The organism is Haloferax volcanii DS2 (assembly GCF_000025685.1).
GTDB classification, from domain to species: Archaea; Halobacteriota; Halobacteria; order Halobacteriales; family Haloferacaceae; genus Haloferax; species Haloferax volcanii.
In genome coordinates this window covers 207569-228437 of record NC_013966.1, presented here as the reverse complement: position 1 = coordinate 228437, position 20869 = coordinate 207569, and the positions used below count along the sequence as shown (strand labels likewise).

17 protein-coding genes and 2 CRISPR repeat arrays (1 of these 19 only partly in view) are annotated in these 20869 nt (G+C 63.3%); of the genes, 2 read left to right on the top strand and 15 right to left on the bottom strand.

The window, feature by feature from the left end; translation table 11 throughout:
• Positions 1-50: 50 nt before the first annotated feature.
• From HVO_RS02835 to HVO_RS02805, 7 genes are all read right to left on the bottom strand, one after another.
• Positions 51-1136: a polysaccharide deacetylase family protein gene (locus HVO_RS02835; protein WP_004043142.1), complete on the bottom strand. Its 1086-nt coding sequence runs from the start codon at positions 1134-1136 to the stop codon at positions 51-53.
• Positions 1129-2214: a non-hydrolyzing UDP-N-acetylglucosamine 2-epimerase gene (gene wecB / locus HVO_RS02830; protein ID WP_004043141.1), complete on the bottom strand. Its 1086-nt coding sequence runs from the start codon at positions 2212-2214 to the stop codon at positions 1129-1131. Before wecB ends, HVO_RS02835 begins: the two co-directional genes overlap by 8 nt.
• The gene (locus HVO_RS02825) at positions 2211-3638 is read right to left on the bottom strand and encodes a nucleotide sugar dehydrogenase (RefSeq protein ID WP_004043140.1); all 1428 of its coding nucleotides are present in this window, start codon (positions 3636-3638) and stop codon (positions 2211-2213) included. Before HVO_RS02825 ends, wecB begins: the two co-directional genes overlap by 4 nt.
• Positions 3635-4720: a Gfo/Idh/MocA family protein gene (locus HVO_RS02820; RefSeq protein ID WP_004043139.1), complete on the bottom strand. Its 1086-nt coding sequence runs from the start codon at positions 4718-4720 to the stop codon at positions 3635-3637. Before HVO_RS02820 ends, HVO_RS02825 begins: the two co-directional genes overlap by 4 nt.
• Positions 4717-5820 carry a DegT/DnrJ/EryC1/StrS family aminotransferase gene (locus HVO_RS02815; RefSeq protein ID WP_004043138.1) on the bottom strand — a complete coding sequence of 368 codons (1104 nt, stop codon included), beginning with the start codon at positions 5818-5820 and terminating at the stop codon, positions 4717-4719. Before HVO_RS02815 ends, HVO_RS02820 begins: the two co-directional genes overlap by 4 nt.
• Positions 5817-6392 (bottom strand): acyltransferase, encoded by a 576-nt coding sequence (locus HVO_RS02810; RefSeq protein WP_004043137.1) that lies wholly within the window; start codon positions 6390-6392, stop codon positions 5817-5819. The genes HVO_RS02815 and HVO_RS02810 overlap by 4 nt, the downstream gene beginning before the upstream one ends.
• A 182-nt stretch (positions 6393-6574) precedes the next feature.
• Positions 6575-7162 carry a metal-dependent hydrolase gene (locus HVO_RS02805; protein ID WP_004043136.1) on the bottom strand — a complete coding sequence of 196 codons (588 nt, stop codon included), beginning with the start codon at positions 7160-7162 and terminating at the stop codon, positions 6575-6577.
• Between the two features lie 350 nt (positions 7163-7512).
• Between HVO_RS02805 and HVO_RS02800 the strand changes: the two genes are divergently transcribed.
• Both HVO_RS02800 and HVO_RS02795 read left to right on the top strand, forming a co-directional pair.
• Positions 7513-8592 (top strand): DUF354 domain-containing protein, encoded by a 1080-nt coding sequence (locus HVO_RS02800; protein ID WP_004043135.1) that lies wholly within the window; start codon positions 7513-7515, stop codon positions 8590-8592.
• A 174-nt stretch (positions 8593-8766) separates the two neighbouring features.
• On the top strand, positions 8767-9825 hold the full coding sequence (locus HVO_RS02795) for a glycosyltransferase family 4 protein (RefSeq protein ID WP_004043134.1): 1059 nt from the start codon (positions 8767-8769) through the stop codon (positions 9823-9825).
• 46 nt (positions 9826-9871) lie between these two features.
• Positions 9872-10625: direct repeats of the CRISPR family, unit length 30 nt; unit sequence GCTTCAAACCCACAAGGGTTCGTCTGAAAC.
• Positions 10626-10821: 196 nt separating this feature from the next.
• On the opposite strand, the gene cas2 is transcribed toward HVO_RS02795, so the two are convergent.
• The 8 genes from cas2 to cas6 all read right to left on the bottom strand — a co-directional run bounded on the left by cas2 (position 10822) and on the right by cas6 (position 20484).
• A complete protein-coding gene (cas2, locus tag HVO_RS02790; protein ID WP_004043133.1) occupies positions 10822-11082 on the bottom strand; it encodes a CRISPR-associated endonuclease Cas2 in 261 nt (86 codons plus the stop codon).
• A gap of 1 nt (position 11083) precedes the next feature.
• Entirely contained in the window at positions 11084-12079 is a 996-nt protein-coding gene (gene cas1b / locus HVO_RS02785) for a type I-B CRISPR-associated endonuclease Cas1b (RefSeq protein ID WP_013035043.1), read from the bottom strand.
• Between the two features lie 3 nt (positions 12080-12082).
• A complete protein-coding gene (gene cas4 / locus HVO_RS02780; protein WP_013035187.1) occupies positions 12083-12634 on the bottom strand; it encodes a CRISPR-associated protein Cas4 in 552 nt (183 codons plus the stop codon).
• A 189-nt stretch (positions 12635-12823) separates the two neighbouring features.
• Positions 12824-15637, bottom strand: coding sequence for a CRISPR-associated endonuclease Cas3'' (locus tag HVO_RS02775; RefSeq protein WP_004043129.1), 2814 nt, complete (start codon positions 15635-15637; stop codon positions 12824-12826).
• A gap of 24 nt (positions 15638-15661) precedes the next feature.
• A complete protein-coding gene (gene cas5b, locus HVO_RS02770; protein WP_013035118.1) occupies positions 15662-16459 on the bottom strand; it encodes a type I-B CRISPR-associated protein Cas5b in 798 nt (265 codons plus the stop codon).
• Between the two features lie 10 nt (positions 16460-16469).
• Positions 16470-17492 (bottom strand): type I-B CRISPR-associated protein Cas7/Csh2, encoded by a 1023-nt coding sequence (gene cas7b, locus HVO_RS02765; RefSeq protein WP_004043127.1) that lies wholly within the window; start codon positions 17490-17492, stop codon positions 16470-16472.
• Positions 17493-17512: 20 nt separating this feature from the next.
• Positions 17513-19666 (bottom strand): type I-B CRISPR-associated protein Cas8b/Csh1, encoded by a 2154-nt coding sequence (gene cas8b, locus HVO_RS02760; protein WP_013035033.1) that lies wholly within the window; start codon positions 19664-19666, stop codon positions 17513-17515.
• Positions 19666-20484 carry a CRISPR-associated endoribonuclease Cas6 gene (gene cas6 / locus HVO_RS02755; RefSeq protein WP_013035014.1) on the bottom strand — a complete coding sequence of 273 codons (819 nt, stop codon included), beginning with the start codon at positions 20482-20484 and terminating at the stop codon, positions 19666-19668. Before cas6 ends, cas8b begins: the two co-directional genes overlap by 1 nt.
• Positions 20485-20853: 369 nt before the next feature.
• A CRISPR array of direct repeats spans positions 20854-20869; the repeat unit is 30 nt (it continues 2594 nt past the right edge of the window).

Here is a 20869-nt window from a genome sequence, read left to right as displayed (position 1 = left end):
CCTCTCTGAAGGGTGTTGGCTGTCCGAGAGGAAGCCCGCTCGTGGCTTTGTTATGGGGCCGATACCGACCGACGATGCCGGATTCTACCGGGAGAGAGAGAGTAGTTCGAACCGCCGGCGGTCGCGTTGTCGGTGGTCGCGTTGTCGGTCGCCCTCCCGTCCGAATCGTCGCCGGCATCGTCGGAGTCGCTGGAATCGCGCTCGGCGAGGAACTCGCGGTAGTAGTCCGCGACGGGGCCGACCCACGCGCCGCGGTCGAGCGCCCGTTCGACGATGCGGCGGTAGAGCCGGCGGTAGCCGGGGAACTCGTCCTCGTTGAAGTACCGCGGGTGCCACAGCACCGTCATCACGGCGTCGTTCGCCTCGGCTTCGTCCAACAGGCGCTCGCATTCGGCCCACGCCTCGTCGAACGCCGACCCGGGGTCGGGAAGCGACACCTCCATCAGCGTCAGCGGGAAGACGACGAAGTCGTCGTCGAAGGGTCTGAACGGCCGGTAACCGTGTTGGAAGCCGTGTTCCGAACTCGACCCGGGGCTGGCGTCGTACTTCAGGCCGAGTTCGCGGTGGTAGCGCCACGTGTTCGGCCCGAGTTTGAGGTGGTGCTGGCGGCCGCCGACGAGTTCGTGGCCGAGTATCGCTTCGAGTTCGCGCGTTTCGGTTCGGAGGCGGTCGAAGTCGTCGCACGACCGGAACGAGCCGTGGATGCCGACCTCCCAGCCCCCCCCGTCGAGGTCGCGGACGGCGTCGGCTATCGACGCCGAATCGAGGTCGTACCGGCCGAGGTGTTCGACCCAGTTTTTCGGTTCGAGCCAGTCCGACAGCGACCCCGTTTCGAGGAGGCTCGGCTCATTGAGGAAGTAGAACGACGAGCGGACGCCGAGGTCGCGTTCGAGCGCCATGATATCCTCGAACTGCCAGTAGGGGTTCTCCCGCCGGAGGAGCGTCCGGAGGTGGTAGCCGGGGTTCGACTTCGCCGCGTAGTACAGCCCCTGATACGTCTTGTACGGGCGGTCCACGTCGTGAGTCAGACAGACCGCGAAGCCGGGACCGGAGCCGGGTTCGCCGGGCCCGCTCGGTTCCGAGGCGGTGTAGCCGGGGCCATCTCGCGCGTCCGCATCTCCCGTCTTCTCACGCATCCCCGTACTCCGAGAGCGCGGCGACGATTCGCTCGGCGGCGCTCCCGTCGCCGTACAGCGAGGGCTTTTCGGGAAGTGGGTCGTCGTCGGCCAGCGCCGCCCGAATCGCGGCCGCGTCCGCGCCGACGAGGACGTTCCAGCCGGCGTCGACGGTCTCTGTCCACTCGGTCTCGTCGCGGAGCGTGAGACACCGGGTGTCGAGGTAGAACGCCTCCTTCTGGACGCCGCCGGAGTCGGTGGCGACGCGCTCCGCGCCGTCGAGCAGGCGGACGAAATCGAGGTAGCCGACCGGCTCCACGAGGACGACGTTCTCGGCGTCTGCGAGCCGCGACCAGAGGCCGCTGGCTTCGAGCGCCCCTTCGGTCCGCGGGTGGACCGGGAAGACGACCGGGAGTTCCGACGACGCCAGCCCCTCCACGATGCCTCCGAGGCGGTCGCGGTCGTCGGTGTTGGCGGCGCGGTGGACCGTCGCGAGGACGTACTCGCCGTCTCGGAGGTCGAGGTCGTCGAGTATCGACGACCGCTCGCGGGCGGCCTCGCGGACCCGGAGGACGGCGTCGTACTGCACGTCGCCGGTCACGGAGACGCCGTTTCGGATGCCCTCGGCCGCCAGCGTCTCGGCGGCCGACTCGGAGGGCGCGAACAGCAGGTCCGAGCAGTGGTCGGTGAGCACGCGGTTGACCTCCTCGGGCATCGCCCAGTTGTGGCTCCGCAGGCCGGCCTCGACGTGCGCCAGAGCGGGGTCGCGCTTCGCGGCCACGAGCGCCGCCGCGAGCGTCGAGTTGGTGTCGCCGTAGACGAGCACCACGTCGGGGGCTTCGTCGGCGACGACGCCGTCCAGCCGGGTCATCATCTCGGCGGTCTGGGCGGCGTGGCCGCCCGAGCCGACCCCGAGGTTGTAGTCCGGCTCGGGGATGGCGAGTTCGTCGAAGAACACGCCCGACATCGACTCGTCGTAGTGCTGGCCGGTGTGGACGAGCACCTCGTCGTGGTCGCGTCTGAGCGCGTCGGAGACGGGGAACGCCTTGATGAACTGCGGGCGCGCGCCGACGACCGAGAGCACCTTGAGACGGCTCATCGGCCCGGCCCTCCGTGCGACGAGTCGGCCGCAATCTCGGGGCCGGCCTCGGTCTCGGACGACTCGCCCCGCGGTCCGCCGCCGATTTCGTACACGCGGTGGCCGATGTCACCGAGGGTGCCGCGGCCGTCGACGACGACGAGGTCGTCGAAGGCGGCCCAGTCGATGCCGTCGAACTCCTCGTGCGGCGTGACGACCACGGCCGCGTCGATGGCGCGGTTCGGGAGGTCGGAGAGCGAGACGGGGGTCGCGCCGAAGGACGCGACGACTTCGTCCGAGAGCATCGGGTCGACCGCGAGGACGGTCGCGCCGAGGTCGTTCAGTCGGTCGATGACGCCCGCGGCGGGGGTCGCGCGGGTCTCGGCGACGCCCGGGCGGTAGGTGACGCCGAGGATGGCGACGGTCGCGCCCCGTATCTCTCGGCCCGCCGCGGCCAGTTCGTCGCGGAGCTTGTCGGCGGTGAACGCCGGCATGCTGTCGTTGACCTCGCGGGCGGTCAGGAGCAGCGGCGTCTCGGCCGCCACTCGGCTCGTGATGAAGTACGGGTACCACGGGATGCAGTGGCCGCCGACGCCCGGGCCGGGCGCGTGGATGTCGCAGTACGGCTGGGTATTGGCCGCGTCGATGGCCTCGGTCACGTCGATGCCGAGGTCGTCGCGGAGCCGCGCGAGTTCGTTCGCGAGCGCGATGTTCACGTCGCGGTAGACGCCCTCGAACAGCTTCACGGCCTCCGCGGTCGTCGCGTCGCGCACGGGAATCACCTCGTTCGCGGTTATCTCGCCGTAGACGAGCGCCGCCACGCGGGTGCTCTCGGCGTCGACCCCGCCGACGATTTTCGGGTGCGACTCGGTGATGTCGCGGAGCGCCCGGCCAGACGAGGTCCGCTCGGGGCAGAACGCCACGCCGAACTCGCCGGCCGAGAGGCCGCTTCGGTCCGCGAGGTGCGGAATTACGAGGTCTTTGCTCGTCCCCGGCGGGACGGTACACTCGACGACGACGAGGTCGCCGGGCGCGAGCCCCCGCGCGATGCTGTCGAGGACGGCTTCGAACGCCGCGAGGTCGGGTTCGCGGTCGTCGGTCAGCGGCGTCGGGACGATGATGACGTGCACCGCGGCTCCCTCGGCCGCGGCGACGCCGTCGGTGGTCGCCCGGAGCGCGCCGCGTTCGGCCTGCTCGGCGACTAACTCGGGCAGTCCCGGCTCCTTCGCCACGTGGCACTCGCCGTCGTTGACGCCGCCAACCACGTCCTCGCTGATGTCGACGCCGGTGACGTTGCCCGTCGCGCGGGCGTAGACGGCCGCCAGCGGGAGGCCCATCTTCCCCAGGCCGTACACCGCGACGGGGACCTCGCCGGCGCGCAGGGCCCGCGTCTGTTCGTCGGGCGAGCGGTCGGAGCCGTACAGTCCGGGGTGCTCGCGGCTCATCGTCGACCCTCCGAGGGTTCCGTAGTCTCAGCGTTTTCCGTGGCTTCCGCGGTCTCTGCATTTTCCGCAGTCTCCGCGGTCTCGACGCTCCGAACCGTCGATTCGGCGTCGGCCTCGATTCGCCGGGCGAGGTCGATAGCGCGCAGGCCGTCGGCCGGCGAGACGAGGACGGGGCCGCCGTCGGTCGCGGCGTCGACGAACGCCTGTAACTCGCGTTTCAGCGGCTCGCCGGTGGAAATCATCGGCTGTTCCATCACCACTTCGTGGCGGTAGCGGACGCCCCCGTTGTCCCGGAGGTAATCCGGGCGCGACTGGCGGAAAATCTGGACCGACTGGTTCAGGTAGTCCACCCGGATGAGCCGGTCGCGCGCGGTGATGTCGAGGGTCCGCGTCTTCTGCTGGGTGAGCCGACTCGCCGTGAGCGAGGCGATGACGCCGTTGTCGAACGTCACCTGCGCCGTCGCGTACTGCTCGTCGGGCGTGGCGGTCGCGGCGACGCGGTCGACCTCGGCATCGACCAGCGAGAGCACCACGTCGATGTCGTGAATCATGAGGTCCATGACGACGCCGTCGCCCATCTCGCGGTTCAGCGGCGGGCCGAGCCGGTTCGCGGTGATGGCGATGGGTTCGACGCCGTCGAGGAGGTCGGGGAGGGCGCGGACGACCGGATTGAACCGCTCGATGTGGCCGACCTGGAGCACGACGCCGCGGTCCTCCGCGAGCGCGGCCAACTCCGCGCCGACGCCGAGGTCGTCGACGAAGGGTTTCTCGACGAGCGCGTGGACGCCGGCGTCGATGCACTGCCGGGCGACCGACGCGTGATAGGGCGTCGGCACTGCGACCGTTACCACGTCCACGCGGTCGAGCAACTCCTCGATGCCGTACGCGTCGGTGCCGAAGTCGGCGGCGACCTCGGCGGCGCGGTCCGCGTCCGCGTCGGCGACGCCGACCAGTTCGACGCCGCGAAGCTCCGCGTAGACCCGCGCGTGGTTGGTTCCCATCGACCCGACGCCGACGACGCCCGCGCGGACCGGGCGCTCTCGGCCGCCGTCGGCGCGGAGTCCGGCGGGGTCTCGGCTCACCTCGCCACCTCCGCGTAGTTGGCGACCGCAGTCCCGACGCGCTCCACGTCGGCCTCGCTGAGTCCGGGGTGGACCGGCAACGAGAGAACCCGTGTCGCGGCTTCTTCCGCGACCGGAGCCGACACCGCGAGGTGTTCGTAGGCGGGCTGCTTGTGGACGGGCTTCGGGTAGTAGACGCCCGTGGCGATGCCCTTCGCGTCGAGGTACGACTTGAGGGCGTCGCGCTCGATACCGTCGCAGGCGACGGTGTACTGGTGGAAGACGTGAGTCCGGCCCGGCGGCGTGTGAGGCGTCGTGACCGGCGAGTCTTCGAGGTACTCCGTGAGCGCGGCGGCGTTGGCCTGTCTCGCGCGAGTGAACTCGGGGAGACGTTCGAGTTGGACCCGGCCGATGGCCGCGGCGATGCTCGTCATGCGGAAGTTGTGGCCGACCTCGGCGTGTTCGTAGCCGGAGACGCGGCCGTGGTCCACGAACCGGGCGGCGCGCTCGGCGACGTCGGCGCGGTTTGTCGTAATCATGCCGCCCTCGCTCGTGGTCATGTTCTTCGTCGGGTAGAACGAGAAGCACGCGGCGTCGCCGAAGGAGCCGACGCGTCGTCCCTCGACTGCCGCGCCGTGAGCCTGCGCGGCGTCCTCGACGAGCAGGAAGTCGTACTCCGCTGCGAGCTCCGCGAGCCGCGTCATGTCCGCCGGGAGGCCGTAGAGGTGGACTGCGATGACTGCGTCCACCCGCTCGCCGGCCCGGAGCCGCGCTTCGAGCGCGTCGGGGTCGATGTTGTACGTTCGCGGGTCGATGTCGACGAAACCCACTTCAGCGCCCGCGAAGGCGACGGCGTTGGCCGTGGCGATGAACGTGAAGGGCGTCGTCAGGACGCGGTCGCCGGGGCCGACGCCGAGCGCGTGGAGCGCGGCGTGGAGCGCCGTCGTCCCGTTGGAGGTGGCGACGCCGTGGTCGGCTTCGCAGTAGTCGGCGAACTCCCGTTCGAAGCCCCTGACCTCGGGGCCGTCGGCTATCATGCCGCTTTCGAGGACGGCCGCGATTCGGTCCCGTTCCGCCGCGCCGAGCTGGGGCGCGGCGATTGAGATGTGGTCTGCACTCATCGTCGTACCCTGTTTTCTCCCCGCAGTTGTTCCGGCAGGTCGCGGTGGACGGCGGGGACGCCCACGGCGAGGGTGCGCGGCGGCACGTCGTTCACGACGAGCGCGCCGGCGGCGACGAACGCGCCCTCGCCGACGGTCACGCCGGGGAGGAGCGTCGCGTTCGCGCCGATTGAGGCGTGGTTCTCGATTCTCGGGCCGACCAGCTCCGCGTCGGTGCGGACCGGATAGGGGTCGTTCGTCATCACCACGCCCGGACCGACGAACACGTCGTCGCCGATTCGGGTGTTGGTGGGGATGTAGACGTTCGTCTGGATGCTCACGCGCGACCCGATGGTCGTGGTGCCGTCGACGACCGTCTCGGTCCCGAGGAGGACCCCGTCACCGATGGTCGTGTGCTCGCGGACGAGGACGTTGTGGCCCGTGACGAAGTCGTCGCCGATGATCACGTCGTCGTAGACGATGGTGCCGGCGCGGATTCGCGCCCGGTCACCGATGACCGGATCGTCGCCGTCGCCGTAGCCGATGGTGACGCCGTCGTCGACGTGGGATTCGACGCCCACCTCGGCGCTCATCGGCGTCCACCTCGCGTCGGTCGCGCTCCGTCGGCCGTCTGTGTCGACTCGGCGGTCGGCCGAATCGACTGGAAAATCTGGAATCTCATATCATGTCGGCGGGGAGTCTGCCTGCCTTAGCGAAATTCAGTCTCGGTGAGGGCTTTGTTATGGAGTGATTGCCGCCCGGTTTCCGGTCGCAGTCACTTCGTAACGCCGCGGCGGATTCCGGTCACAGAGCGCTTGAGAAGCCCCACGCCGGGCGCGCCGTCGCCGAGCCAGAGCCAGACGGCGCTCCCGAGCAACGCGAGTTCGAACGCGACCAGAATCCACGCCTCGGGCCGGCGGAGGAACACGACGAACCGGCGCAGGTAGAACCACGTCTGGGCGAAGAAGCCGCCCATCGACGACTCGCTCCCGTGGGACAGCGGCCAGAGGAACGCCCGAATCACGTCGTAGTTCCCGAAGAAAAAGCCGTTGAACAGCAGGTCCGCGGGGATGTGCGAGAGATAGCCGAGTGCGAACGCGACGCCGACCGTCGCCGCCCCGTAGCGCCGCGCGACGGCGACGACGACTATCGAGACCGGCACCGAGACGAGAATCGAGTGCGCCATCGAGATACCGCTCGGGAGGACGCCGAACGACCACGCCAGCGGCTTGTCGACGAGGTCGGGGAACTGCGTTCCGACGAGCACCGCCAGCGCGGCCCAGCCGTCGAGTCGCCGGCCGGTCACCCGCGCCCACAGCGAGACGAGGATGTAGCCGACGGCGGCGTGTTCCCACGGGAACATCAGCGGTCGCTCCGGGTCGTCGCGTTGGCGTCGGCGGTTCGTCGTCGCGGGGTGAGCGTCGGAATAGGCGTCTGAAACATTTGGCTTGTGGGGCGCGTCGCGGTCGGTTTGGAGGGCGGGGATGCCGTCCGCGTCGGGGGTGCGGACTGCCTGTCTGCGTCGACGCGAACGGGCGAAACGGCGCGCGAGCGCCCGGTCAGGGAACCCGAGTGCTCGTCCGGATTTTGTTATGGCGACCGTAACGGCCCCGGGTCGGTCGTCGCGGCGGCGACCCGGCGTCTCTCCGACCGACCGCGGCGGGTAGACGCCGTATAACTACTCCCGCGGGGCGCGTGAAACTGCCAGAGAGTATGCGATACCTGTTCTTCACCAACACGCCCGCGCACGTTCACCTCTACAAGTACGGCGTCAGAGAGCTTCAGGCGATGGGTCACGACGTGCTCGTCCTCGGCCGCGACTACGGCTGTACCAAGGACTTGCTCGACTACTACGACCTCCCGCACGAGATTTACGGCTCCTGCGGGACGACGAAGTACTCGCTTTTCAAGTCGCTCCCGTTCCACTACGTCAACATCTTCCGGGCCGTGCGGCGGTTCAAGCCCGACCTCATCTTCGGAATGGGCGGCTACGCGGCCCACGCCGGGGCCGTCTCGCGGACGCCCGTGATTCTCCTCCTCGACTCCGAGCCGACCTCGCTGGACCACGTCGTCTCCCGACCGTTCGCCAAGGCGATTCTGACGCCACACACTTTCGGGAAGGACCTCGCGGACAACCACTACCAGTTCCGCGGGTTCAAAGAGACGGCGTATCTCCACCCCGACGTGTACGAGCCCTCGGTCGATATCCGGGCCGAACTCGGCCTCGACCCCGACGAGACGTTCGTCGTCGTCCGGTTCAACGCGTTCGGCTCGCACCACGACGTTGGCCACGGCGGCTTCACGCCCGAGCGCCGCCGCGAACTCATCGAGCTGCTGGGCGAGCGCGCGACCGTCTTCGTCCTCGACGAGAGCGAGGAGCGCCGCGACGGCGACCTCGACACCCGCCCGTTCGACTTCCACCCCGCGCTCGTCCACGACGTGCTCGCCGAGGCGAGCCTGCTCGTCGCCGACACCCAGACCATGGTGACCGAGGCGGCGCTCCTCGGGACGCCCGCCATCCGGTCGAACTCCTTCGTCGGCGACGACGACATGGGCAACTTCGTCGAACTCGAACGGCAGGGGCTCATCTCCAACCTCAAGTCGTTCGACGACGTGATGGCCCGCGCCGAGGAACTCCTCACCGACGACGGCGCGAAGGCCCGCTGGGCCGACAAGCGCGACGCGTTCCTCGCGGACAAAGTCAACCTCACCGACGTCATCGTCCAGGTGGCGCTGAACTACGGCTCCGTCGAGAGGGTCGACTCGCTGACGCGACACACCGTGCCGGCGTAGTCGATGCCGCTCGGCACTCCCCTCTCCCCCGAAGACGGTCAATCGACCCATAACTAACCGTCGAACCCTCCAATTTTCGCGTATCGACCGGCGCGCGCTCGCGCCCGCCTCGACGCGTCCCGTGACTCGGAGTCGGATTCGCGATTCACCGACCACGACCCGCAGAACCAACCCATGAAGCCCAAGCAAACACTCCTCATCGTCGGCCCGAAAGGCACCGGCGGCATCGACCGATACATCACCGAACAGCGCCGCTACCTCGAAGACCGGATGGACGTGCGCGTCTACACGCGCTACACCGCGCCGAAGGGCGAGGGACTCGAACTCGCCGCGCGAATGCTCCTCTCGTCGCTCATTGCGGTCGCTCTGTTTCCCTTCCAGCGACGCCCGGACATCGTCCACGTCCACTCGTCGCACACCTACTCGTTCTACCGCGCGGCGTTCTTCGCCCTGTTTTCGAAGTACGTCTGGGGCGTCCCCGTCGTCTTCCACATCCACGGCTCGTCGTTCGACGACTTCCTCGCCACCGACTCGCGGGTCGTCCGCCGACTCCAGTCGCTCGTCTTCGACGCCGTCGACGACGTGGTCGTCCTCTCGGAGTACTGGCGCGGCCTCGTCTCCCGACTCGCCGGCGAGGAGAAGGTCCACGTCATGGCCAACGCCGTCGAACCCGCGGAGTACGACCCGACGTACCCGACCGACCCCGTCCACCTCGTCTTCGTCTCGAACCTCATCGACCGCAAGGGCATCCGCGAGTTCCTCGACGCCGTCGAGAGACTCGAATCGACGCCGGGGCTCGACTTCGAAGTGAGCATCGGCGGCCGCGGCCCCCACGCCGACCGCGCCGAGGCGGTCGCCGCCGCCCACGACAACGTCTCGTACCTCGGCTTCCTCTCCGAGGAAGACAAGCGCGACCTCCTCAGCCGCGGCACCGTGTTCGTCCTCCCGACCTACGCCGAGGGGCTTCCCATCGCCATGCTCGAAGGCATGGCCGGCGGAAACGCCATCGTGACCACCCCCGTCGGCAGTATCCCCGAGGTCATCACCGACGACCGCGGGATTCTCGTCGCACCCGGCGACGCCGAGGAACTGGCGCGGGCGCTCGCCCGACTCGTCTCCGACCCCGCGGAAGCCGTCCGCATGGGTCGGACGAACCGCTCGGCCATCGAAGAGCGCTACTCGTGGCAGTCGAACGCGGACGAGCTGGTGGCGATGTACGCCGAGGCGGCGTAGCGCCCGAGTCTGTTTCTTTCGGGTGTTTTCGTCCCGACGAGTTTTCGATTTAATCCCACACAGGTTCGCCTGAAACGCGGGTCGTCGTTGTAGCGGCGGTCGTAGGTGCCGCTTCAACCCCACAAGGGTTCGTCTGAAACAGGCGGCGCAGACTTCGAGGTTGCCGTCGTTGTCGCCGCTTCAAACCCACAAGGGTTCGTCTGAAACCCGCACGGGGACGGACATATTCGGGTCGCCGGACGGCTTCAAACCCACAAGGGTTCGTCTGAAACCATCCTTCAAAGTCCTCTATTGCTTGTTCCCCACAGCTTCAAACCCACAAGGGTTCGTCTGAAACCTGTGAAGTTACCCGTCTCGGGGTGGCGAACGTTGTCGCTTCAAACCCACAAGGGTTCGTCTGAAACGATCCGAGAGGCTTCCTCCCTCGGTCCGACTAGCAGCTTCAAACCCACAAGGGTTCGTCTGAAACCGCTTCGATAGAATCGACAACTCCCACGGAGGTGCTGCTTCAAACCCACAAGGGTTCGTCTGAAACCGCACTCGGGGCAGGCGTAATTACTCGGACGCCAGCGGCTTCAAACCCACAAGGGTTCGTCTGAAACCACAGACGTGTGATTCGATACGCGACACCACCGAGCTTCAAACCCACAAGGGTTCGTCTGAAACACAGTTGTTCCGTCTCGGCTTCCATCGACTCCGCTCGCTTCAAACCCACAAGGGTTCGTCTGAAACCAATATATTGCCTATGCCCGGCAGAACGTCCACCCCGAGCTTCAAACCCACAAGGGTTCGTCTGAAACCCGTCCGAATTCACGGGGGTAGACGGCTGTACATAGCGAACTCACATCAACGTTTCCGTCGACCCTCAATTCCCCTGTACCCCCCGGGGGGTCGACGGAAATGATGTATCTGTGTTTCGAGAACTGGATCGGACGAACGCGCTCGTCCGACTCGCTCACGGTTGACGCCGTTCGCTTGTCAAGGTGGTGCCTTAGTTCAGGTAAACCGACTCCCCGGTTCGTCCGCATCCCCGAACGTCGTGTGGTCGAACGCATGAGGGTTGTCGAATTCGAAGACGACAATCGAATCCGTCGGTTCGAGTTCGGATTCGATTTCATTTTTCATCGCAGTAACTTGGCCTGCTGTGAGCTCACCGAAGAAGACCGAATACTGGAGATGTTCCAAACGTCGGCGGAGCAACTTACGGTAGATGCGAGTCCTCTTGGCGGGCACGTCGTAGACGACGATAACTTGCATTTCACCACCACTTCTCCGTCGCGTGATACGGCTCGCCGGTCAGGAGATGTTTCTTCAGACTGTACACGTCCGTCTGAATGAGCGTCTTGAAGCTCACTTTTCGCTTCAGACGTGGATGTTGCACCGTCTGGTCAAGCGACCGCTCGAACTCTTCGAGTACTGTCAACCGTCCCTGTTCAGTAAGTAGACAGCCGGCAAGCTCTGTTTCGAAGTCGTCGGTCGTAATCTGCTTTCGGTTCACGAGTCGGAATACGAGCCGGTCCGCGAGAATCGGTTTAAAGATGTCCGCAATGTCGAGTGAGAGTGTAAATCGTCGCTCGCCCGGCTCGTGAACGAACCCGACCGTGGGGTCGAGTGCCGTTTTTCGAATCGCAGACACACAGCTCGTGTACACCATCCCGTTCAGAAACGAGATGAGTGCATTCGTTTCGTTACTCGGTGGGTTGTACTCTCGTTTCGCCAACCTAAACGGCGCTTCTAGAATCGAATCGAAGCAGTCGTAATATCGTTTTCTCGCGTCTCCTTCGACCGCTCGAAGCTCGTCGATACGCTGTGTGTCTGAAACTGCAGTTTTCAACTCTCGGAGCGTCTCAACCACGGAGTCGAAGTCTCCACGCCGACCGGAGTAATACTGGAGGTTTGCTCGCATGTTGTGGATACTCGCTTCGATGATTCGGTGACCGATACGGAGGCGTCGCTCCGTATTATCGTATGCGCGAACTTGTTCAACGACAGTGTTCCCCGAGAGCTGACTTCGCTTTGGAAGGTACGACCCTCGATAGTAGTCTTTCCAGCCGAAGATGTGAACGGGTACTCCATGCTTGTTCAGGAGTCCGAGTGCGCGCGTATTGAACGAAATCTGTCCGTGGAGATAGAGCGCATCGATCGACTCTACTGGGAGGTACTTCGTCTCCCCTTCGAGCGTATCGATACGTAGCGTTCCTTCCTTCCGGGACAGTTCGCCGTCAGCGAAGATATGGTGATTTGCTTTTGTCATGGGTCACATCCAACAGAGGTCTTGGTACAGACAGGTGCCACAGTACGGTTTTTTCTCCAGTTGTGGTGGGGAGTCCCTGCCCACCACGTCTAGTACTCCGCGAACTGTCGATTCGACCTCTGCAGTCGTCGTCTCATCAAGTACGACTGATTCTCGTTTTCGCTCGGTTGGATACGCTAAGACGCCGTCTTTGTCGATATCGTGTATCTCTCGAAGGTACCAAAGGTAGAAGAGCAACTGCATCCTCGCGGGCTTTTCCAAGGCTGAAGAGACCTTCACCTCCATCACGTCTCCCGAATCCAAGATATCTAACTGAATCCGATTATCGATCATAAACGACCGCCGGGACGTCCCATAGCTCGTCTCGTCGACGTGTGTCCCCCGTTGAATGTTCGTTGTCTCGCGGTCGATATCGATGCCGTTTGCCATAAACCAGAGCTCTCGTTTGCAGACGTGGTAGTACTGCACCATGAGGCCCGTAATCGGTACGTTTGGGGACCTGCTCGGATCACGTTCGTCTTGGACGTATTCTTCGACGACGTCAGTTGAACTCATCTCGCACCCTGCTTAGCCAGTGAGTAAATCATTGACATGACTGATGTTATCACGTCAATTAATATTCGTTTCTCTGCTGTGGACCGGCCGAGGAAGGCCATCGTTCTGCAGGGGCACTTCCCCACCCACGACGAGGAGGGCTTCGTGACTCGATGTGGTGAGGAATTCTCCCCCACCAACAGTAATCGCTCAGAACGTTGTGAACCGCCCTGCGACTGTGTCTTCTTTTCCTCGGAGACCCCCCGTCTGCAGATCGTACTCGAGGCTTTCGGTGCCAGTATAGCGGAACACTTGGACCCCGTCTTCGTTCCGTTCTTTCCCATCGACACGGCTCACGTCCGGGAGTTGTTCGATGGAATTCAGCGGTAGACTCACCCGGATTCCCGCCGCCTGTTCTAACTTCTTGTACCCTGTCGACCTGTCCGTTGGATCGTCCGACGTGAACAACTCGGTCAGCTCATTCAGCCGCTTTCGTTCGGCTTGCGTCGTTGCAACTAGTACGTCGACCGTTTGGTACCCTCCAATGAGCGATTCGCGTGCGAGCTTTCCAGCCTTCGCGTCATCGATGAGCGTTCGAATCTTCGTCGATGAGAGCGATTTTTCACGAAGTGCGTCGAAGTACTCGTTCACAGCGTGATGTGATATCTCTGCGTCTGGTACTTCCTCATCCTCGAACTGTGCCAGAATCGACGAAATGAGTTGGAGGTGAGTTTGGATTCCTGCATCACTCGAACCACGCTCGTACACCCAGTGGGCGGGCGGTGATTTTGTTGGGTCTCCGGGGTTCTCTTCGTCCGGGTCGGCAAGCGTCCAGACGACTACCTGCCCCCCGTTCCGCCCCCACTCGTACGACCGATTGCACCGCCCTCCTGCTTGGACGATGCTGTCCAATGGCGCGATGTCCCTGAATACCCGCTTGAAGCTGAGGTCGACGCCCGCTTCGATGGCTTGCGTCGATATCAGTACGAACGGAATCTCACTTCCAGAGAGCGTATCGGCGATCTCGATGAGGAGCCGCCGGTCGAACGGCCGGTATCTCGAATTGAGCGTTGCAACGACGATATCGGTGCCAGCCGGAACTGATAGTTCCCCATCAACCCCCCGAAGCCCCGACCTGCGAAGTATCGCGTCTACGATTGCTGAGACGTTGTTTTCTTGCTTGGTCGCATCGACGTCGTTTGCCCCCAGTACGGAGTCGATCGCTTCTCCGAGATGTGTCACTCCATCATGGCCGCACAGCTCCTGTGTAAGTGTCGCCGAGCTGTTGATTGTGTTGCAGATAGCAAGTGTCGAACCGCCTTCGCCAGCCGCGGTTGCCGCTACGACTCGCGCCGCCGCCGTCTCGTGGCTCAGATACCGCTCGTCCGCCGAAAGGTGGAACGAGAGTGCAGACTCGTCTATCCGGTAGCGAACTCGCTCTGCGTTTTCGAAGTACGTCTCTTTTCGCGCCGGTTCCAGTCGGACGGGATAGTCTGGCCCGACTTCGCATCGGAGACACCCTGTCTTGTCGTGTTCTCTCCCCACGTCGAGGAGCGACGTGGTTTCGACGTCTCGGAGGAGCGTTGGTTGGGTGGCGGTCATTGCGATCACACGCGTCTGATACTCGGTGGTCAGCAGTTCTATGAGCCTCGTAATTCCGTCCCACCACTCCTTGGGGAGTGCCTGCGGCTCGTCGAGAATCACTAGTCCGTCGTCAAGTGCCGAGAGCTTCAACCCCTGCCGATTCGACGGACCCACAAGACTTTCGAAGAGCTGTACGAACGTCGTCAGAACCGTCCCGTCACGCCAGGCTTCTCCGAGGAAACTGGCGTGTTCTTCTTGGTCTGTTGATGCGACGTCCTCGGACTCTCGTTCGTTGCGATAGACGACTGTCTCGCTCAGATAGTGGTGGACGGTCAATGCGGACTTCGTCGGGTCGGCACCCCAGAGCTCGGGTCTCTCGAAAATCGAGCGCGTCTGTTCGATAATACTCGTATACGGCAGGGCGTACACGATTGGACGAGTCGGCCCGCCGTCTGATTCGAGTATCCCGCGCGCTTCGAATGCGGCTGACAGTCCAGTAAACGTCTTCCCGAGACCCGTCGGGAGCGTGAGCGTCGCAATTGGTGGTGTCTGGGCATCCCCTCCAAGCCACTCGTGGACCCCGTCGATTGCTTGTCGCCGAGCACGCTCTCGCTCGTCATTCAATGCCCGTTCGAGCTCGTCGTCCGGCGGCTCCGCCCGCAGGCCACTAATGTACTCTTCGAGCGTCTCTCGGTCCAACGTCTCCACATCGAAGACGTGTGATTCGGGAACTGCCATCGCGTGGCTCTTGTCGGCGAGCGTAATCGCCGCCCAGTAGTGGAGGGTCCGGTCGTACAGCTTTCGAGGCAGTTTGTCCGAAGTCGCCTTGGGCCCCGTCAGCTCTCGGCGCGCGCTCACCTCGTGTAGCTCCCCGACCACCGTTCCCGACTGCACCCACGTTCTGAACTCGTCCCACGTGCTGTCCGTCTCCCCACTTCGCTGGAGTAACTCGGTCGCTTTCTGTGGCCACCGCTCGCTAATCGCCTCGAGTTGAGCGGTGAGGACGGAGTTCGACGTCTCGAATGCGTCCGCGAGTGATTCGGCAGTGTACTGTGCCGCATCCGGGAGTGCTTGGTGGTGTCGAGCGACCGCTAACGTCGCCGCCAGCTTATCTCGCGCTGGTGCGTCACGTTGGTCGAGTACGAACCACGTCGCGAGCGCGCCCAATCGTGCGTGATTCTTCTCTTTTTCGGGCCCCTCGTACTCGTCTCTCACATACGCCTGAAACTGCGGTGTCGCCTTCCCGAAGTCGTGGAGTGACGCCGCGACACAGAGAAATCGCCGCTGTGTTTCCGGTCCCCGAAAGAGGCGCGTTGCGTACTCGCTTACGACCGTGTTGTGCGCCGTGAGCCGGAGTGACCCGTCGTCTGTGAGCTGTTCGTCAGGGTACGTCCGCTCGCCGTCGTTCGCTTCGGGATGCGATATGAGTGGGTACGTCATGCTGAAAATACGGAGGGTGTTCGGTTAGCGGAAGACGACGGTCCGGTCGCCAACCTGAACCGGCGCAACGTCGGTTTGTTCGCCGATACGGACCGGATTCGAGGCTTGCTGTGCGTAGACGTAGTCATCGAATCGGGTCGTCCGGCGACCTCCCGATTCGCGCACCATGACAGCCGGCGACCGCTCGACACCGTAGGTTACCTTTCCCTGAGGGACCGCCTCAGAGAGAGATATCGGTACGACCGAGTCGATATCGAGCGTCTCGTCGATGTCTTGCACCTCGGGCTCGCGGTCGACTTCGACGTCCTCGATAACCGCTAAGTACTCCGACTTACCCAAACTCGGCGGGTAAATCGACGTGCCATTCACGAGGTGCTCTCGGAGGGAGTCGTAGAACTCCTCGTTTTCGAGAGCGACGTCAATCCGATACGCTGGGTCCGCGAGAACCTCGTACGAGTGGAGCTGTCGATCCCCCGTCGTATTCTGGTAGGTGAGCTTGTACGTCCGCCAACTCCCCGCAGTTTCGGTGACGTCCTGTTTGGGGTCGGTCCCCAGTCCAGTCGTCGGGATGTTCACCGTTCGGAGGTCACTCAGCGGCGTGATCGCAATCGCCGAATTGTCGGCCCCGAAGACGTCGTAGTAGGAGTCGCGGTCTGCACCAACTATCGCGGCAAGCATACCTGCGACGGTGGTCCGCGGTGGGATTCGGTACGTCTGCTTGGTGACGCTTCGGCCAACGCGCTTGAAATGACCCCACGTAGACCGGACGGTAAACGAGAGGCAGTCGATCGGCACGCCGTTGGCGTCGATATGCGGTGACATTGTCGCCTCGTTAGGCGAGGTCGCGTTCGTTGAGCACGTCTATCTCGTGGACGTCGTGTCCCGCCTCGGAGAGATGCGACCAGAATTCGTCGGCACGGATCGTTTCGTCACCGATGTCGAGTTCCAGACGGCCATCTCCAACCACGTGGAGCGTGTCGATCCGATCTGCCACGCGCTCTAGGGTCTCGACGAGTTCGGTAACGTCGACGACGACGTCCTTCACCGACCGCAACGATTCGCTACTGTCGTCACCGAGTTCGAGGAGGTTCTGGAGGCCTCCGACGTGGTAGTTCCCCTCCTCGTACTCGACGCGGACGTAGAGCCGCGGCTCTTGGCCGAGCTTCGAGCGCGAGGTCGTCTGATTCTTGAGCGCGCGCCAACAGAGCGTGTCGAGTCGTTCGACGTCTGCCTGCGACAGGTTCGTCGACTCCGCACCGTTGTTGTCGACGAGCCCCCAAAAAGGGAAAATCCCGTATTTGATGCGCTTGTCGTCGAGGTCGAACCCGCCCTGTCGATTCCCTTCCCCAGTCGAGATGACGCTCGTTAGCGAGTCGTATTCCTCGTTCTCTTCGACCTCGTTCAGCGACTTCGAAGGCAGGAACTGAACCGGTCCCTGGTAGTTGTTCGGGAGCGAACTGTTGAGCGCATCACGGAACGCTTCGTCTTCGTCTTTATCGCTCGCCTCGAAGCTGAGCGTCGACCCGAAGTACCGAACGTCAGTCGCCGCATCGAGGAACGCTTCGGCAACGTCGCCGAGGTCTTCGAGGTCGTCGGCGTCGTCGACGCCGCCCAAGACGTCTTTGATGAGTTTCGTCCGCGTGTGTGACCGTCCTTCGGTCTTTTTGACGTAGATATCGAAGCCGTCGTCTTGGAGCTGGTCTCGGAGATAGCGCTTGAGCCGAACGTCGGTGATGATCCCCTGTCCGGTGTCAGGGTCCCGGCGCGGCCGGTTGTCCCCAATCGGGTTCCCGTTCGGGTTGCAGTCTTGTGCGTCGTAAACGAACAGAAGTTCGGATCGGTTGAGTGTCGTCATTGGTTTGGTTATGTGTTGGATTAGTTCGTGGTGCTCTCAGCGGGTTCTTCGGTGTCTTGGTCGTCTTCATCCTCTTTTTCGTGGAGGTCGAAGGCAACCGGCATAGACCGACGCCCATGCGCGTGGCCTAACACGTAGCAGAACTGGAGCTCACGCTTCTCAATCGGCCACGCACTCGGCATGTCCTCAGTCGTCTCGAGCAGTCGATCGACCGTCTCCGGGAACAGCATGTCCCGATCAGAGCGGTACTCCGAGTCGAGTGCGTAGACCTTCGCTTTCTCGAGTGCCGAGGTGAGTGCGTTCTCGAGGCTGTTCTTCGTGAGTTGGTCGCCCTTTGTCTGGGCGTCAAGGGGTCGACCAACGTTTCGTTCGGACTCTTGGTGCCAGCTCACCTGCCCGACGAGAACGCCGGCGAGTGCGGCCGCTCTCCGTGCAGGGGCTTCGAACAGGGGCCGGTCGAGGAACGATTCGAGTCTGTGTTCTCGGATCGCCGGGAGACTCGTGGTATCGAAGTCAGTTTCAGTTTCAGTTTCGGTTGTCATGGTTGGTGGTTCGATTGGAACATCCAGTCCGTTCAGTAAGCCCGCTCTCGAGAGGGTTTCGAGGTGGACCAACTGCTGAGCAACAATCTGGTGCGGTGGGAGGTCACCACCCTCTGATTCGTCGTGGTATCGCCGAAGGTACTCGTCGAACAACATCGACGCGTCGAGCGGGACACCGGCGATCAAGCGGTGGTCGACGACCCGTCGGAAGTCGTCATCTTCGTCGTCACCGCGATACGCGAAGGCCGAGTCGGTGAACTGGTGGCCCACGATTCGATAGAAGCCGAACTTCCGGGATTCTTCGAAGTCTTCGGTCGCGAGTTCGAGCAACGACCAGTTGTCGTACGGTGCGAACCCACCCCGTTCGGGGTTGAGGGTCGGCCCGTGAACCGTCTGGGCGAGCGCGTCCGCGAGCTCAGAAACCCAGTACACGGGTGCGGCGGGTTCCTCTGCGATTACGTTCTTGTCGTCGCCAATGGGGAGCGTAATCGTGTAGAACCGAAGCTCCGTCTTTGCGAGCTCCTGTAGCGTTTCATCGTCTGATTCCCGGAGTTCGTACGTAACGCGGGCCAGTGGTGACCCACCGGAGTCGTCGTAGTCGCTCTCGCGGTCGAGCGATTGAATCGCTCCGTAGAGCGACTGCGCTTTGAGCGGCGTCAGTTCCCCAGCGAAGTACGGGAGCGCGTACGTCTCGACGCCGCCGCGGCGTAACACACACGTCTCGACGAGGTCCTGTCCCTTGCTGAACAGCATGGCGGTGTCGGCACCCACCGGGTAGTTCCGCCAGGACTGATCCTGTCGAAGCCCCGGCTGGGCGTCCGGATGTTTCACCGAGAACACGCCGATCGGGTTGTCCGGTGTCCCGACGACGCGTTCGACGCGGTCGGTGACGAGACCGACGCTCTCTCCTTCGGAGATGCCGTCTCCGGATTCGACGTTCTTGTCGGCGGCGTTGGCGGTCGCGTACCGCTTCATCGCCTCCTCTAACACGTCCAGCTCTGCGGGCCAAAACCAGCGTGGGCCGCTCTCCTCACCGTGCGACAGACGGCCGGCATCGAGCCGGAGGCGGACTGTGATGACGGTTGGAAGCGACTCGTCTGGTGGGAGGAGCGCTTTGATAGCCTCTTCGAGCGCCTCAAGCGTGTCTGACCCTTTCTCGAAGACCGCCGCGAGCTCCTCGACAATCCACCCGTCTGGGTGCCCGTCTTCGCCCGTGACCGAACGGACACTATCTTGAGTCGTCCACGAACGAACGCGTCCGAGAATCGTGCTGGCCACGCCCTCGGCGTCGTTACCGTTTTTCGACCCGATTTGCGTGAGGCTGTATTTAGCTCCTCGTCCGGAGGATTTGTGAGCATACCGGAGCTTGGAGACGTCTTCTACACGGAGTGTGTCGACCTTCGGGTCGCTCACATTCGGGGTCTCCCCCGTCAGGTCGATGTCAATCGTGACGAGTCGACCGTCATCGACGAACGGTTCGAGTTTGCTGTCTGTCCCGTAGAGTTCGCCACCACTCTCGGCGACGGCGAGCACGCCGTAGAGTGCCATCACGTCTTCGAGGCTTGCCGGCGGGCGGCCGTGCCAGAATGCATTGAGTGCATTTTCGAAGTCGTCGATATCTGGACCTGTCATCAGTCACTCGCCCGTGGAAGCGTTTTGTCGGTGAGGTTCAGGAAGCCAAACCCGTGTTCGCGTCGCTGTCCAATCCCCGAATCGAGCGCGAGATTCAGGTGGTATCGGTGTGTCTCGTCTCGAACGCGGTAGCCGAAGCGCCACTTCGAAAGCAGAACGGTGCGGTCAACCGCGGTCGCGGGCTGGAAGCGAACCGGATAGACGACGTCGTCTTTGATCGGCTCGATGCGGTCGAAGAGCGGTTCGTCGACCTCCCCCGGGCCGTCGTAGTAGTCGTCTCCATACAGCTCGTGTGTCTGTTGGAGCGACCGCCGGATGGCGTCCTGTAACGGTTCCATGCCGTGCTTCGGACGCCAGAAGAGTTCCGTCTCTGATTCGCCGGCGTCGATTTTCGACGTGTCTAAGTTGTACTCCTCGGCCAATTGACGGCCAAGTGCACAGTGGACACCGGTTCCCGTCTCGAGGACACCGGTCGATCCGGCCTCACCCACGTCCGGGGCGTGACCGGTGATGTCGTCGATAGTGAACCGCATCTGCCCAATTTCGAACGCACGCTCGCGGCCGAAATGAGCGATGAGCGTGTCTAACAGCCCACGCCGTGGCGACGCGATGCGGAAGTATCGCCGGTCGCCCTCTTCTATCTGTCCCCAAGGGAAGATATTAGAGTACGAAAACCCGACGCCGTGGTTCGAATCGTGGGTCTCCGAGAACGTGTCGTCGTTCTCGAGGCCGCGCCAGATGCGTCCGCGTGCCTTATGGAAATAAGACCGGTCGTAGGCCGCATCAGCAACGGCATCGAGCGCTAATTCTATACGCACGCCTCATATCACCCCTCTCAAAGTTGTGTGATCGTGTGCCACGAAAAACACTTCTCATTGTCAGTACTTGTAGCTAATCCAAAATATCACAATGTCTATCATGAATAGAACGATGGCGCGAAACTTCTCGCGTACGACTAACTTCTGGAGCGCGCGCGAGCGGTTGAGAACCGTCTGTGCTCACCCAGTTTGTCGCTTCGGCTGATGGGTGTCATGAGGTTTCCCTTGTCAATACTTGCTTCAATCCGGGGCGGTTCTCCTGAAAATCACTTGGCAAGGGGCCTCATGTCCGTGCCTCCATCTTGGTTGCCGACGTTTTTATTCTATTGTCAGTGAATTTGACACACCCTCCGAGACAGTGCCGTCTAGACTTCAATCCCACAAG

What these genes read in the sequence shown, in the direction of transcription:
- HVO_RS02835 (WP_004043142.1), bottom strand. Translation starts at nt 1,136, where the DNA reads ATGCGTGAGAAGACGGGAGATGCGGACGCGCGAGATGGCCCCGGCTAC.
- wecB (WP_004043141.1), bottom strand. Translation starts at nt 2,214, where the DNA reads ATGAGCCGTCTCAAGGTGCTCTCGGTCGTCGGCGCGCGCCCGCAGTTC.
- HVO_RS02825 (WP_004043140.1), bottom strand. Translation starts at nt 3,638, where the DNA reads ATGAGCCGCGAGCACCCCGGACTGTACGGCTCCGACCGCTCGCCCGAC.
- HVO_RS02815 (WP_004043138.1), bottom strand. Translation starts at nt 5,820, where the DNA reads ATGAGTGCAGACCACATCTCAATCGCCGCGCCCCAGCTCGGCGCGGCG.
- HVO_RS02810 (WP_004043137.1), bottom strand. Translation starts at nt 6,392, where the DNA reads ATGAGCGCCGAGGTGGGCGTCGAATCCCACGTCGACGACGGCGTCACC.
- HVO_RS02805 (WP_004043136.1), bottom strand. Translation starts at nt 7,162, where the DNA reads ATGTTCCCGTGGGAACACGCCGCCGTCGGCTACATCCTCGTCTCGCTG.
- HVO_RS02800 (WP_004043135.1), top strand. Translation starts at nt 7,513, where the DNA reads ATGCGATACCTGTTCTTCACCAACACGCCCGCGCACGTTCACCTCTAC.
- HVO_RS02795 (WP_004043134.1), top strand. Translation starts at nt 8,767, where the DNA reads ATGAAGCCCAAGCAAACACTCCTCATCGTCGGCCCGAAAGGCACCGGC.
- cas2 (WP_004043133.1), bottom strand. Translation starts at nt 11,082, where the DNA reads ATGCAAGTTATCGTCGTCTACGACGTGCCCGCCAAGAGGACTCGCATC.
- cas1b (WP_013035043.1), bottom strand. Translation starts at nt 12,079, where the DNA reads ATGACAAAAGCAAATCACCATATCTTCGCTGACGGCGAACTGTCCCGG.
- cas4 (WP_013035187.1), bottom strand. Translation starts at nt 12,634, where the DNA reads ATGAGTTCAACTGACGTCGTCGAAGAATACGTCCAAGACGAACGTGAT.
- HVO_RS02775 (WP_004043129.1), bottom strand. Translation starts at nt 15,637, where the DNA reads ATGACGTACCCACTCATATCGCATCCCGAAGCGAACGACGGCGAGCGG.
- cas5b (WP_013035118.1), bottom strand. Translation starts at nt 16,459, where the DNA reads ATGTCACCGCATATCGACGCCAACGGCGTGCCGATCGACTGCCTCTCG.
- cas7b (WP_004043127.1), bottom strand. Translation starts at nt 17,492, where the DNA reads ATGACGACACTCAACCGATCCGAACTTCTGTTCGTTTACGACGCACAA.
- cas8b (WP_013035033.1), bottom strand. Translation starts at nt 19,666, where the DNA reads ATGACAGGTCCAGATATCGACGACTTCGAAAATGCACTCAATGCATTC.